Consider the following 13,273-nt stretch of genomic DNA (forward strand, 5'->3'; position numbering starts at 1 on the left):
GCGGGAGACTGCCCCGCGGCGCCACGGGCGACGGTGCTCACTCGTCCTCGTCCTCGCTCTCGTACTCCTCCCGCTCCTCCTGCCACTCGTCCCACCACTCGGCACCGATGCCCGGGTGCTCCTTCTCCACCCGTTCCCGGAGGAACTGCAGGTCCGTCCGGCGGTACATGCGGATCAGCTGGGCCAGCGAGAGCTCCATCTGGTCGGTGACGTCGATCCGCGCCCCGGCCTCGACCAGCGCCTTCACCAGCTCCGCCGATCCCCGGTCGGCCACCGCCACGCAGAGCGGGGTGCGCTCCCGGTGGTCCGGCGCCTCCAGATCGAGACCGGCGTCCAGCAGCCGGGGCAGCAGCGGCTGGTGGTCCAGGAAGTGCAGTACATGGAGCAGGCTGCGCCGGCCGGCGTCCCGCACCCGGGGATCCACGCCCGCGTCCAGCAGCTCCAGCACCCCCGGGGTGTCGCCGTGCTGGGCGCGCAGGAAGAGGTCCCGTCGCTGGGCCCGCAGGGCCTTGGGGAGCCGGCCGGTGCCGGTGGTGCAGGAGTGCTCCACCGCGAAGCATCCGGTGACCGCGCCGCCGAAAGCACGCAGCGCGTTCTCGCGCTGCTGCTCCTGCACGCTGTGCGGGGTGGCGAGCCTGCCGTCCCGGAAGGCGACCTCGTGCCATTCCCCGCGGCACCGCACGCGTACCGGCGCGGGTGGCGTCGGCCCCGGTGGACCGGCCGGCTCCGTACCGGGGAACACGACACCGGGGAACAGGGCCTCCGCGACCAGCGGATGCAACTGAGAGGGAGTCAGCGCACCGGTCCGCAGCAGGTCGATATCAGGCAGCCGCCGCCAGTACGCCGGAGGGAGGAAGGGCGCGTCGGCGGCCGCGTCCCGTCCGACGAGCCTGATCCGCAGCCGTCCGTCGCCGTGGTCCCCCGCGAGCTCCAGCAGGATGCGGGCGTACCAGTCGCCGCTGATCTGGAGGCGGTCCGTCCCGTACAGATCGGCGAACCGTCGGGCCTCCGTCTCCAGGCGGGCGACGTCCAGGGCCAGCCGTCCCAGGACCGACTCCGGCTCCGCCCGGTGCCAGGACGGCGTGTCCGGCTCGGTCGAGTCCAGCTCGATCCCCGCCGCCGCGAGGGAGTCGGTGACCCGCCCCCGTTGGTGGAGTAGCGTCACCCATTCGGCGTGGGCCACCGGGTCGGCCCTTCCGGGGTCCGTGCCGGGCAGTTCGTCCGCCCCGAGCGGCGTGCCGTCGGCGCGGAGGAACGGCGACCGTTCCGCACCGCCGACGCGGGCGCGCAGTTCACCGGTGTGCCGCGCGTCCCACAGGTACCGGCAGGCCCGCCAGTCCATGACCCCGGGGCGGAAGGTACGGGAGCCGCCGCCGAGCCGCACCGCCCCGAACCGGAGCGAGATCCGCTGCGGACCCTCGACCATCGGGGGAGTGCGCAGATGGAGGTACGGGACGTCCGCGTCGGGCGCACCCTCCACGGCACCGTAGCCCGCCAGGACGACGGTCAGGTCGGCGGCGAGCGTCGAGCGTCCGCCCAGCACGCGCGGCAGGTGCCAGCGCACCAGGTCCGGCACCAGATGGCGCAGATCCTCGCCGAGCGCCGCGGCCACGTCGGGACCGTGCGCCGAGGCGACCTCCGACAGGTCGAAGGCCACGTCGAACAGGGCCGTCGCGCAGGCCCTCCGCCAGTCACCGGCCGCGCGCCGCTCGGCGGACGCCCCGATCATCCAGCGGGGCACCGCGTACCGGCGCACCTGCCGCAGGCTCGCCGTCTCCTCCGGATCGAAGAACTGCGTCCCCGCGTCCTGCTCCGCCTTCGGGCTCATCGGTAGACGCTCCTGACTGCGAGTAGGTCCGTGTGGGCGCCGCGGTCCGGGCGCAGCCGCGCCGCGAAGGAACGCTTCACCCGGCGGGGCAGACCGGGGCCCAGCCCCACGTACTCCAGGGAGGACCGGGAGTCGACGGCGGCCAGCAGGGTCTTCGCGCCCCGCCCGGTGAGCCCGGTGTGGCGCAGCTCCAGCCGTCGCAGCGGACTGCCGTGCAGCGCCCCGGCCAACGCGTCGGCGCCGGCGTCACCGGTGAGGTTGGAGCTGGCCCCCAGGGTCCGCTCGGACAGCGGACGGCCCAGATCGAGCGCCTCGATCCCGTCGAGCGCGTCGGCCAGGGCGCGCGCCCCGTCGGGCCCGATCCCGTTGCCGCCGAGGCCGAGCCGGACGGGCCGGGCGGGGTCGGCGGCGGCAGCGAGCACGGCGGTACCGGTGTCACCGAGGTGGTTGGACGGCAGGTACAGCTCCCGCACCCCCGCGTCCCGGATCAGGGCGGCGAGCAGCGGCGCGGCGTCGGGGCCGAGCCCGTTGCCGCCGAGGAACAACCGTTCGACCGGTCGGGGCCGTTCGGCGAGTACGGACAGGAGCGCGCCGAGGCCCTGCGTGGAGAGCCCGGTGTTGACCAGGTCCAGGGTGCGCAGCGCGGTGTTGCGGCGCAGCATCGCCGCGAGCGCCCGGACACCGGCGTCGCCCACGGGGTTGCGCTTCAGCCACAGCGCCCGCACGGTGTCGTCCCCGGCGAGCGCGTCGGCGAGCGCCGAGGCCCCGTCGGCTCCGATCCGGTTGCAGCCGAGGTAGACGGTGCGCAGGCCGTGCCCGTCGGCCGCGAGCGCGTCGGCGACGGCCCGCGCCCCCTCGGCGCCCAGCGAGTTGGTACCGAGCAGCACATGCGCGGCGTGCGGGGACCGCGCGGCGGCGGGCATCACCCGGGCCGCACCCGCCGCACCGAGCCCCTGCTTGCACAGATCGACCCGCCCGTCCGCCCGCAAGGAACCGAGCGCGAAGGTCTCGTCCGCCTCGACCGGACGCGCCGAGACCAGTCGCTCGAGCAACGGATCCAGCAGTGCCGGGTCGGCGAGCGGAATATCCGGGTGCTCGATCGCGGGACAGCGCACGGGCATCGGCTGCAACATCACTACTCCCAGGTCCCCGTCGGCACCCGGTCCGGAGGGGGCGACCGGGGTCTCCGCCCGCTCGGGACGAACCGACGCCATCGACTCCGCTCCACGAAAAGGTGGCAAGGCCGGTCGGATTCGAACCGACGTCCTCCAGCTCGATGCTAGGGCGCGACGACCTCTGCGCTACAGCCTTGCCAAGCGTGATCATAGCCACCGCCGAGCCGAATTCGCACATCTGTCCTGTACTTGGTGCCGGCACCTGCTCAAGCGTGGGCCGCGCACGGGCTCGACCGGCCGTCGGGCCGCCACCTGTCGTCCGCTGTCGTCGCCCCTCGTGCGGTGCCCGGCGCGCACCCCCAAATGGTCTGCACCTATTGACGGCTTGGTCCAGACCTCTTAGTTTCCCCCGTGCTCCATGGCACCAGGTACGCCTCCGCTCCCCTTCAGGACCGCCTCACCGGTCCCTGTTCCAAGGGAGATACACCATGTTCGAGCACCTGACCTCCAGAGGGAGGACGGTGACCGCCGCGGTCGCCGTCCTCGGACTCCTCCTCGCGCTGCTGTCGTTGCAGGCCGCCCCCGCGCACGCGGCGGGCAGGCTGACGGCCACCTTCACCTCCGCCGACAACGGCTCGTGGTGGAAGGGGACGTACGTCCTGCACAACGACACCGACACCGCCGTCACCGGCTGGAGTCTCGAATTCGACCTGCCGGCTGGCGTCACGATCGACACCTCGTACAACGGCACCGTCACCAGCCGGGGCAGCCACGTCACCGCGGGCAACGCCCACTACAACGGCACGGTCGCCGCGCACGGCACGACCGAGCCGTACAGCTTCTGGTTCGTGGCCAAGGGCCCGGTCTCCGCGCCGACCGGATGCCGGATCAACGGCGACAAGTGCGACGGGTCACCGGACGTGCCCCCGGGCGCCCCCGGCGGGCTGAAGCAGACGGACGTCACCGCCCGCACCGCGTCGCTGTCCTGGACGGCTGCGGCGGCGGGCGACTTCCCCGTGGCGTCGTACGACGTCCTGGCAGGCGGCAAGGTGGTCGGCACCGCGACGGCGACGACCAGCACCACCGTCACCGGGCTCACCCCCGCCACCGCCTACTCCTTCACCGTCCGGGCCCGCGACACCCGCGGCAACACCTCCGCCGAGAGTGCCCCGCTGGCCGTCACCACCGTCGACCCGGCCACCGACACCTCCCCGCCGACGGCTCCGGGCTCGCTGCGCTCCACCGCGGCCGACTCCTCCTCCGTGACCCTGGCGTGGACCGCGTCGACCGACGACCAGCGGGTCGCCGCCTACGACGTCCACCGGGGCGGCGAACTCGCCACCACCGTCTCCGGCACCACGACCACGGCCACCATCGGCGGGCTCTCGCCCTCGACCTCGTACACCTTCACCGTCAAGGCCCGTGACGCCGCCGACAACGCCTGCCCGGCCAGCAACACCCTCACGGTGAAGACCGACGACATCGTCGGCAAGGGCAAGTACGCCAAGGTCGGCTACTTCGTCCAGTGGGGCATCTACGGCCGCCCGTACTTCGTCAAGAACCTCCACGACTCCGGCGCCGCGGACAAGCTCGACATCATCAACTACTCGTTCGCCAACATCGATCCCACCAACCTCACCTGCCTGAACGGTGTCACCAAGGGCACCACCGCCGATCCCCAGGACCCCGACCAGGGCACCGGAGCCGGGGACGCCGACGCCGACTACGGCCGCCCGTTCAGCGCCGCCCAGTCCGTCGACGGTGTCGCGGACGACGGATGGGCCAAACTGCGGGGCAACTTCAACCAGTTGAAGAAGCTGAAGAAGCTCCATCCGAACCTCAGGATCGTGGTCTCGCTCGGGGGATGGACGTACTCGAAGTACTTCTCCGACGTGGCGGCCACCGACGCCTCCCGCAAGAAGTTCGTCTCCTCCTGCGTCGACATGTATCTGAAGGGCAACCTGCCCGACTACAACGGCGCCGGCGGCCCGGGCGCGGCCGCCGGGATCTTCGACGGCTTCGACATCGACTGGGAATGGCCGGGCACCGGCACCGGACACCCGGGCAACCATTACGCGCCCGACGACAAGGCCAACCTGACGCTGCTGCTCGCCGAGTTCCGCAGGCAGATGGACGCCCTCGGCGGCGGCCACCGGCTCCTCACCGCCTTCACGCCCGCCGACCCGCAGAAGATCGGCGAGGGCTGGGAGCTGGACAAGGTCTTCGACTCCCTCGACGTCGCCAACGTCCAGGGCTACGACTTCCACGGCTCCGGCAGCGACAACTCCTGGGAACCGAACCGCACCGGCCACCAGGCCAACCTCTACACCGACGAGCAGGACCCGTACGACTTCCACTTCAGCGCCGACGCCGCGATCAAGGCGTACACGGACGCGGGAGTCGAACCCCGCAAACTGACCCTCGGCATCCCCTTCTACGGGCGCGGCTGGCAGGGCGTCACGGACGGCGGGGTCGCGGGCGAATGGCAGTCCGCGGGTGGTGCGGCCCCCGGCCAGTTCGCGGAGGAGGCCGGAACGCGCGGCTACGCCAACCTCATCGGCGCCTACCCGACGATGACGGTCCATCACGACGAGCAGTCGATCTCCACGTACGGCTACACCGGCAGCCAGTGGTGGTCCTTCGACGACACCTGGTCCATCGGCAAGAAGACCGCGTACGTCAAGGACAAGGATCTGCTGGGCGTCATGATCTGGGAGATGTCCGGCGACACCCCGCAGGGCACGCTGCTCAACGCCGTCGACTCCGGGCTGAAGTAGCGGACGTACGCGACACGGACTCCCGGATCCGACGGGCTCCGGGAGACCGGTCCGTGCCCACCGCCCGAGCCGCCGGAGAAACGGCGGCGCGGGCGGCGGGCTCAGCGCAGCCGCTCGTACGCGGGTAGGGTCAGGAAGTCCGCGTAGTCCTGGTCCAGGGCGACCTGGAGCAGCAGGTCGTGGGCCTGCTGCCACTGCCCGGCGGTGAACGCCTCGTCGCCGATCTCGGCGCGGATCGCGGCGAGTTCCTCGGCGGCGACCTCGCGGGCCAGCCCGGCCGTGGCCCGCTCGCCGTTCTCGAAGACCACGCCCGCGTTGATCCACTGCCAGATCTGCGAGCGCGAGATCTCCGCGGTGGCCGCGTCCTCCATCAGGTTGAAGATGGCGACCGCGCCCAGGCCGCGCAGCCACGCCTCGATGTAGCGGATGCCGACCGCGACGGCATTGCGCAGGCCGTCGTAGGTGGGCCTGGCGTCCAGGGTGCCGATGGCGATCAGATCGCCCGCGGCCACCGACACGTCCTCGCGCAGCCGGTCCTTCTGGTTCGGCCTTTCGCCGAGGACCGCGTCGAAGGAGGCCATGGCGATCGGGACCAGGTCCGGATGGGCGACCCAGGAGCCGTCGAAGCCGTCGCGGGCCTCGCGGTCCTTGTCCGCCTTGACCTTCTCGAAGGCCACCTTGTTGACCTCCGCGTCCCGGCGCGACGGAATGAACGCCGCCATGCCGCCGATGGCGTGCGCACCGCGCTTGTGGCAGGTGCGGACGAGCAGTTCGGTGTACGCGCGCATGAACGGGGCCGTCATCGTGACCGCGTTGCGGTCGGGGAGGACGAACCCGGCCCCGCCGTCACGGAAGTTCTTGACGATGGAGAACAGGTAGTCCCAACGGCCCGCGTTCAGCCCGGACGCGTGGTCGCGCAGCTCGTACAGGATCTCCTCCATCTCGTACGCGGCGGTGATCGTCTCGATGAGGACGGTGGCGCGGACCGTGCCCTGCGGGATGCCGACGTGGTCCTGGGCGAAGACGAAGACGTCGTTCCAGAGGCGCGCCTCCAGATGGGACTCCGTCTTCGGGAGGTAGAAGTACGGACCCTTGCCGAGGTCGACGAGGCGCCGGGCGTTGTGGAAGAAGTAGAGGCCGAAGTCGACCAGAGCGCCCGGCACCGGGGTGCCGTCCAGCTGGAGGTGACGCTCGCTCAGATGCCAGCCGCGCGGACGGGTGACGACGGTGGCGAGTTCGTCGGCGGGCCTCAGCGCGTACGACCTGCCGGTCCTCGGGTCCGTGAAGTCGATGGAACGGGTGTAGGCGTCGATCAGATTGAGCTGGCCGAGGATCACGTTCTCCCACGTCGGGGCGGACGCGTCCTCGAAGTCCGCGAGCCAGACCCGGGCGCCGGAATTCAGGGCGTTGATGGTCATCTTGCGGTCGGTCGGACCGGTGATCTCCACACGGCGGTCCTCCAGCGCGGCGGGGGCCGGCGCGACCCGCCAGGTGTCGTCCCCGCGGATCGCCGCCGTCTCGGGCAGGAAGTCCAGCGTGGAGGTGCGGGCGATCTCGGCCCGGCGCTCGGCGCGGCGTGCGAGCAACTCGTCGCGGCGGGGCGTGAACCGGCGGTGCAGCTCGGCCACGAACGCGAGGGCCGCGTCGGTCAGGACCTCGTCCTGCCTGGGCAGGGGCTCGGCATCGACGATGGCCAGCGGTGACGGCGCTGGTGCGGACATGAGCTGTCACTCCTTCGGCAGGCGGTGCGGACGGCCCTCACGGTCGCCGGTCGGCCGGCACGGCACGGCGTGCCTGGGCTCCGGGACGTGGGTGCGGATGGCCGTCTGGGATGCAGAGGCTTTCTGATCTGTGGATATTAGTTTTCTCATGGTGGAAGTTCAATGGCTTGTTGACGTCGAGATTCTCCGGGTCGACAGAAGACGCCGGGCGGTGGCGCGGAGTGCCGCCGTCGCCCGGTCCCTCACGCCTCGGGGTTCACTTCTCGTGTGCCTCGGGGCCGATTCCTCACGCGAGACGTCTCAGGTCCTCCGGGCCGTCGATGTCGTACGCCTCGGCGACGTCCGAACACTCGACGAGCACGAGCGCGTCGCGGTGCGCACGCAGGTACGAGCGCGCGCCCCGGTCGCCCACCGCCTCCGCCGCGACATCCGCCCACCGGTCGGCCCCGATCAGCACCGGATGACCGCGCTCGCCGCCGTACGCGGCCGCGACGAGACCGGCGCGGGAGCGGCACGCGGACCGCACCCGGGCCACCGCCTCCGGGCCGATGCCCGGCTGGTCGACCAGGAGCACCAGAGCCGCGTCGGCGTCCGTGCCGGCGAGGGCCCCGAGCCCCGCCCGCAGCGACGAGCCCATGCCCTCCGTCCACCGGGGGTTGACGGTCACTGCGCACCCGGTGAGGTCGGCCCGCTCGCGTACCTCGTCGGCCGCGGCGCCCAGCACCACCTGCACGCGGTCGCAGCCACCCGCCCGCAGCACCCGCAGCGCGTGCTCCGCCAGGGGACGGCCACGGTGGTCGAGCAACGCCTTGGGGCGCCCGCCGAGGCGACGCCCACCGCCCGCGGCGAGCAGCAGCCCCGCGACCATGGGGGCCCGATCTGTTCGATTCATGCGGAGTCCCTACCCCGGACGCGGCGCCTCGGACGTGCGGGGACGCGCGAGTGGCGGGTGGGGCGGGCGGGGTGGAACAGGGGTGCGATGACCTGGTGCGGCGGGGTCTACACCGCGCCGCTCGGATCACCCGTACGGGACCCCCGAATTCTGTCCGCGGAGTGGCGCACGACACCTTTCATGGCGTTAACTTGCGGGAACCCCCGGAGACTTGGCCGCAATCCGGGACCCGGTCGGACACTGGCACACGGACGTGTGAGGGGGAGTGCTTTGTTGCGAAGCGTGGGACAGGCGCGGGTGACGAGCAGCGGTGAGGACCCGAGGGTGACGGAGTTGCGAACGGCCGTCTCCCGACTCCGCAGGGAGCTGGCGGGACACCCCGCGGAATTCCCCGACAGGGGGATCGCCGAGGACGAGCTGGCGGCCCTGGACGCGATGGCGATCAATGGTGAGCCCGAGATCCCGCGGCTGCGGCGTTCGCTGCTGCTGATCGCGGGGGCGATCGGATCGGTCAGCGCGCTGGCCTCCGCTCTCCGGGACGTGCGCGTCGCCGTGGACCTCTTCGGCGAACCCCCGCGCGGCTGACCGCACGAGCGGAGCGCCTGCCGGTGCGGAGCGTCGGCCGGACGGTCGGGCGGAACGCCTGCCGAGTGGCGGAGCGAGCGACGAGGGCGGGGGCGGCCGTACGGCAGCGGCGGGGGCGTGCCCTTCGTCCTCGACGTGGTGACCGTCCTCGGCCCGGCCGCCGTGCCGGACCTCCTGGTCACGCCGACCCGACAGAGGTCGACGGCGACCGTGCTGGTGACGTACGACCGCACCCATCTGGATCGGGCGGACCACACCGTCACCATGCACGACGGGCGGCCGGAGGTTCCCGCGCCGGCCCGAGGGGGCGGTCGTCCGTACGGCCGTGGGACCCCGGAACTCATCGGGCTCCACGGCCTCTTCGCCGTCCGGCCCGGCCCGGAACCGAACCGGGCCTCGCTCGTGACCCGTCCGGCGTCCGGCGTCCGGGCTCAGCCCGCGGAACCGGTGCCCGCCAGGGCGTCGGACAGATCCCTCGCGGCCTGCTGGAGGACCGGCACGATCCGCTCCGTCGCCGCTTCCGTCACCCGTCCCGCCGGACCGGAGATCGAGAGCGCGGCGGCGGTGGGGGAGTCGGGGACGGACACCGCCAGGCAGCGCACCCCGATCTCCTGCTCGTTGTCGTCCATCGCGTAGCCGACCCGGCGGACCTGGTCCAGCGCCTCCAGGAAGGCCTCCGGAGAGGTGATCGTCTTCTCGGTGGCGGCCGGCATCCCGGTACGGGCGAGCAGCGCCCGCACCTCCTCCGGGGGCGTGTGCGCAAGCAGCGCCTTGCCGACGCCCGTCGAGTGGGGGAGCACACGTCGGCCGACCTCGGTGAACATGCGCATCGAGTGCTTGGACGGCACCTGTGCCACGTACACGACCTCGTCGCCGTCGAGCATCGCCATGTTCGCGGTCTCGCCGGTCTCCTCGACCAGCCGGGCGAGATACGGGCGGGCCCAGGTGCCGAGCAGCCGGGACGCGGACTCGCCGAGCCGGATCAGTCGGGGGCCGAGCGCGTACCGTCGGTTCGGCTGCTGGCGCACGTATCCGCAGAGGACCAGTGTGCGGACCAGCCGGTGGATCGTCGGCAGCGGCAGTCCGCTGCTCGCGGAGAGCTCGCTCAGCCCGACCTCGCCCCCGGCATCGGCCATCCGCTCCAGCAGATCGAAGGCGCGTTCGAGGGACTGCACACCGCCGCTGGAGGCGGCGGGCTTGGAGTCGGATGTGCTGGCGTGGGACGACGGCACGTCAACGGTCCTTTCGGGACGGAAAAGCGGGTGCCTCGCCCGGCGAGGCACCCCGCAGCCTACCGGGCGGCCCCCGATCGGCCCACCGCTCCCGGTACGGCGTCCTGGCCGGTCAGGGCCCGTTTGCCCCGGTCTCGCGGCTGAGGTGGCGCGGTGGTGCGGCCGTTCCGTTCACGCCGCGGGGGTTCCGTCTTTCGGGATATTCGTTCCGGCCCTCGGAAATGCTCGGGGTGGCGGGCGTGGGGGTGGTGGCCGGTGCGCGTGGCGGGGCGGGGTCTTGACGAGGTCGGACCCTGCGTGAAGACTTCTTCAACAGTTCGTTGAATTTCTTGGTGGCCGCGGGGTCGGGGCCGAGCCGGAGGCGGGCGTGACCGTGCCGGAGCCGGGCCGGAGCGAGAAGTGAGGAGCACGGGTGTCCGGTGCGGACGTGGAGGCGGACGTGAATCTGGTGCTGCGCTCGACGCGCGTCGTGACCCCGGACGGGACGCGTCCCGCGTCGGTCGCCGTCTCCGGCGGGACCATCGATGCCGTCCTGCCCCACGACGCCGAGGTGCCCGTCGGCGCCCGGCTGGAGGACCTCGGCGACGACGTCCTGTTGCCCGGCCTGGTCGACACCCACGTCCATGTGAACGATCCCGGCCGTACCGAGTGGGAGGGCTTTCGCGCCGCCACCCGGGCCGCGGCGGCGGGCGGCATCACCACCCTGATCGACATGCCGCTCAACTCCCTCCCGCCGACCACCACCGTCGGGCACCTGCGCACCAAACGGCGGGTGGCCGCGCCCGAGGTGCACGTCGACACCGGGTTCTGGGGCGGGGCCGTCCCGTCCAACGTGCAGGACCTGCGCCCGTTGCACGAAGCCGGGGTCTTCGGGTTCAAGTGCTTCCTCTCGCCCTCCGGCGTCGACGAGTTCCCGGAGCTCGACCAGGAGCAGCTGGCCCGCTCCTTGGCCGAGATCGCCGGTTTCGGTGGCCTGCTCATCGTGCACGCCGAGGACCCGCGCCACCTGGACGCCGCCCCGATGCGTGGCGGACCCGCGTACGCCGACTTCCTGGCCTCGCGGCCCCGCGACGCCGAGAACACCGCGATCGAAGCGCTCATCGCCTGCGCGCGGCGGTTCGACGCCCGGGTCCATGTCCTTCATCTGTCCTCCGCCGACGCGCTGCCGATGATCGCCGCCGCCCGGCGGGACGGGGTGCGGGTCACCGTCGAGTCGTGCCCGCACTTCCTCACCCTCACCGCCGAGGAGGTCCCGGACGGCGCGACGGAGTTCAAGTGCTGCCCGCCGATCCGGGAGGCCGCCAACCAGGACGCGCTGTGGGCGGGGCTGGCCGACGGGACGATCGACTGCGTGGTGTCCGACCACTCCCCGTGCACCGCCGACCTCAAGACCCCGGACTTCGCCTCCGCGTGGGGCGGCATCTCCTCCCTCCAGCTGGGCCTCCCCGTCGTCTGGACCGAGGCCCGCAGGCGGGGCCACTCGCTCGACGACGTGGCCCGCTGGATGTCGGCCGCCCCCGCCGAGCTGGCCGGGCTGGCCCGCAAGGGCGCGATCGAGCCGGGCCGCGACGCCGACTTCGCGGTGCTCGCCCCGGATGAGACCTTCACCGTCGACCCCGCCGAACTGTTCCACCGCAACCAGGTCACCGCCTACGCGGGCAGGACCCTGCGCGGCGTCGTGCGTTCGACCTGGCTGCGCGGTGCACGGATCGCGGCGAACGGCGTTCTCGCCGAACCCACGGGCCGCCTCCTGGAGAGACGGGGTGCACAGGACCGGCGAGGGCAGGCCGGAAGGGAACGGCTGACCGCGACGGCGGATGCCGGAACAGGACGCCTTCTCCGGTCGTGACGCCTCGCCCGGTCGTGACGCCTCGCCCGGTCGTGACACCCCGCTCGGCCGTGCCCGATGAGTCGATGCTGATTAACGTATGCGAACATGATGTCATGATCTTTATCGCCGTGAAATTCACCGTACGCAGCGACGAGCGCGACAACTGGCTTCCCGCCGTCGAGGACTTCACCCGCGCCACCCGGGCGGAGCCGGGCAACGTGTTCTTCGAGTGGTCGACCAGCGTCGAGAACCCGGACCAGTTCGTCCTGCTGGAGGCGTTCGCCTCTCCCGAGGCCGGGGAGGCCCATGTGAAGTCGGAGCACTTCACGGCCGCGATGGACCGGATGGCGGATCTCGTCGCGGAGACTCCGGAGATCATCAACGTCGAGGTGCCGGGCGAGGGCTGGTCCCGGATGGCGGAAGTCACCCCGCGCTCGCGGTGAGCCGATGCCGGTGACCCGGCCTCGGTGAACCGGCGTCGGCGCGACCGCCCGGAGTTCCCCGGGCTTTCCGGCGTACAGCGGCGCCGCCGCCCGGCCCGGTTCCCGGCTCCTCAGAACTCCTCGTGGACCTCGGGGCCCCTCCGTAGCGCCGCTGCGGCCCGGTGGAGTCATGATCTCCCTCTTTGTTCGGCTTGTCGGGCTTGTTTCAGAAGTTCTCCCCGGTCAGGTGAGGGCGGACCGGCCCCGGTCGCCGTCCCGCGGTTGCCGGTGCGAAGCAGTCCGCGAATCCTGATGGGAAGCCGTTTCGTCCGTCGAGGGAAGTCCCGGCGGGCCGACCGATGAGTTCCGGCCGACCGTGAGGTCTGAAGAGCGAAAGCGACCGATCCGAACGAGCATGCTGGCACAACACGACCGTTCTCTCCGCGGATGTCGCCGCCGAGGTCGCCCGGACGAAGGAACGGACCGAGGGCGGCGAACTCCAGATCCACGGCAGTGGCTCCCTCGCCCGGTTCCTGATGGCGCACGACCTGATCGACCAGTACAACCTTCTCGTCTTCCCGGTCGTGCTCGGCCGGGGACGGAGGCTGTTCCCGGACGGCGGCCTGCCGACGGCCTTCGAGCAGACGGAGGCGCGCACGACCGCGAGCCGCATCTCGATCCACAGCTACCGGCCCACCGGCCGGGCACGGTTCGGTTCCTTCGCCCTCGACGACTGAGACCGGGGGCGAGAGCCCGTACACCCCGCCCCCGTCCCGCCCGCTCGCCCGCCCGCCACGATGCGACCGATGGGCTGACGGGCCGGGCCGAAAGTCTCGAGTCGCGCGACTTTGGTCGCTTCCTCGTGCGGGG

At 72.1% G+C, this 13,273-nt stretch carries 9 protein-coding genes, 1 tRNA gene and 2 pseudogenes; 6 read left to right on the forward strand and 6 right to left on the reverse strand.

Annotation, left to right across the window (positions count from 1 at the left end; translation table 11 throughout):
- Window positions 1–37: 37 nt before the first annotated feature.
- The 3 genes from AMK22_RS06775 to AMK22_RS06785 form a co-directional block, all read right to left on the reverse strand.
- Window positions 38–1,828 (reverse strand): ankyrin repeat domain-containing protein, encoded by a 1,791-nt coding sequence (locus AMK22_RS06775; RefSeq protein WP_073782313.1) that lies wholly within the window; start codon window positions 1,826–1,828, stop codon window positions 38–40.
- Entirely contained in the window at window positions 1,825–2,961 is a 1,137-nt protein-coding gene (locus AMK22_RS06780) for a gala protein (protein WP_073782843.1), read from the reverse strand. The genes AMK22_RS06775 and AMK22_RS06780 overlap by 4 nt, the downstream gene beginning before the upstream one ends.
- Window positions 2,962–3,063: 102 nt before the next feature.
- Window positions 3,064–3,139 (reverse strand) — tRNA-Arg (locus AMK22_RS06785).
- A 292-nt stretch (window positions 3,140–3,431) separates the two neighbouring features.
- Here AMK22_RS06785 and AMK22_RS06790 point away from each other — a divergent pair.
- Window positions 3,432–5,720: a glycosyl hydrolase family 18 protein gene (locus tag AMK22_RS06790; protein ID WP_073782315.1), complete on the forward strand. Its 2,289-nt coding sequence runs from the start codon at window positions 3,432–3,434 to the stop codon at window positions 5,718–5,720.
- Between the two features lie 101 nt (window positions 5,721–5,821).
- Here the strand turns inward: AMK22_RS06790 and aceB are convergent, their stop codons facing one another.
- Window positions 5,822–7,441, reverse strand: coding sequence for a malate synthase A (gene aceB, locus AMK22_RS06795; protein ID WP_073782317.1), 1,620 nt, complete (start codon window positions 7,439–7,441; stop codon window positions 5,822–5,824).
- A gap of 286 nt (window positions 7,442–7,727) precedes the next feature.
- Window positions 7,728–8,333 carry a nucleotidyltransferase family protein gene (locus AMK22_RS06800; protein WP_073782319.1) on the reverse strand — a complete coding sequence of 202 codons (606 nt, stop codon included), beginning with the start codon at window positions 8,331–8,333 and terminating at the stop codon, window positions 7,728–7,730.
- Between the two features lie 282 nt (window positions 8,334–8,615).
- Between AMK22_RS06800 and AMK22_RS06805 the strand changes: the two genes are divergently transcribed.
- Both AMK22_RS06805 and AMK22_RS40615 read left to right on the forward strand, forming a co-directional pair.
- Complete coding sequence (locus tag AMK22_RS06805; RefSeq protein ID WP_199883143.1) at window positions 8,616–8,918, forward strand: DUF5955 family protein; 303 nt, start codon at window positions 8,616–8,618, stop codon at window positions 8,916–8,918.
- Window positions 8,919–9,074: 156 nt separating this feature from the next.
- Window positions 9,075–9,212, forward strand: a pseudogene (locus AMK22_RS40615) (ABC transporter ATP-binding protein); the annotation flags it as partial.
- Between the two features lie 137 nt (window positions 9,213–9,349).
- Here the strand turns inward: AMK22_RS40615 and AMK22_RS06815 are convergent.
- The gene (locus AMK22_RS06815) at window positions 9,350–10,150 is read right to left on the reverse strand and encodes an IclR family transcriptional regulator (RefSeq protein WP_073782322.1); all 801 of its coding nucleotides are present in this window, start codon (window positions 10,148–10,150) and stop codon (window positions 9,350–9,352) included.
- A 412-nt stretch (window positions 10,151–10,562) separates the two neighbouring features.
- On the opposite strand from AMK22_RS06815, the pseudogene allB reads away from it, so the two are divergent.
- The 3 genes and pseudogenes from allB to AMK22_RS06830 all read left to right on the forward strand — a co-directional run.
- A pseudogene (allB, locus tag AMK22_RS06820) lies at window positions 10,563–11,909 on the forward strand (allantoinase AllB); the annotation flags it as partial.
- Window positions 11,910–12,094: 185 nt separating this feature from the next.
- Window positions 12,095–12,424, forward strand: a complete 330-nt coding sequence (locus AMK22_RS06825; RefSeq protein ID WP_073782324.1) for a putative quinol monooxygenase — start codon at window positions 12,095–12,097, stop codon at window positions 12,422–12,424.
- Window positions 12,425–12,786: 362 nt separating this feature from the next.
- Complete coding sequence (locus AMK22_RS06830) at window positions 12,787–13,140, forward strand: dihydrofolate reductase family protein (protein WP_079185955.1); 354 nt, start codon at window positions 12,787–12,789, stop codon at window positions 13,138–13,140.
- The last annotated feature ends 133 nt before the right edge of the window (window positions 13,141–13,273 follow it).

This window comes from Streptomyces sp. CB01580 (genome assembly GCF_001905795.1).
In the GTDB taxonomy this organism is placed as follows: domain Bacteria; phylum Actinomycetota; class Actinomycetes; order Streptomycetales; family Streptomycetaceae; genus Streptomyces.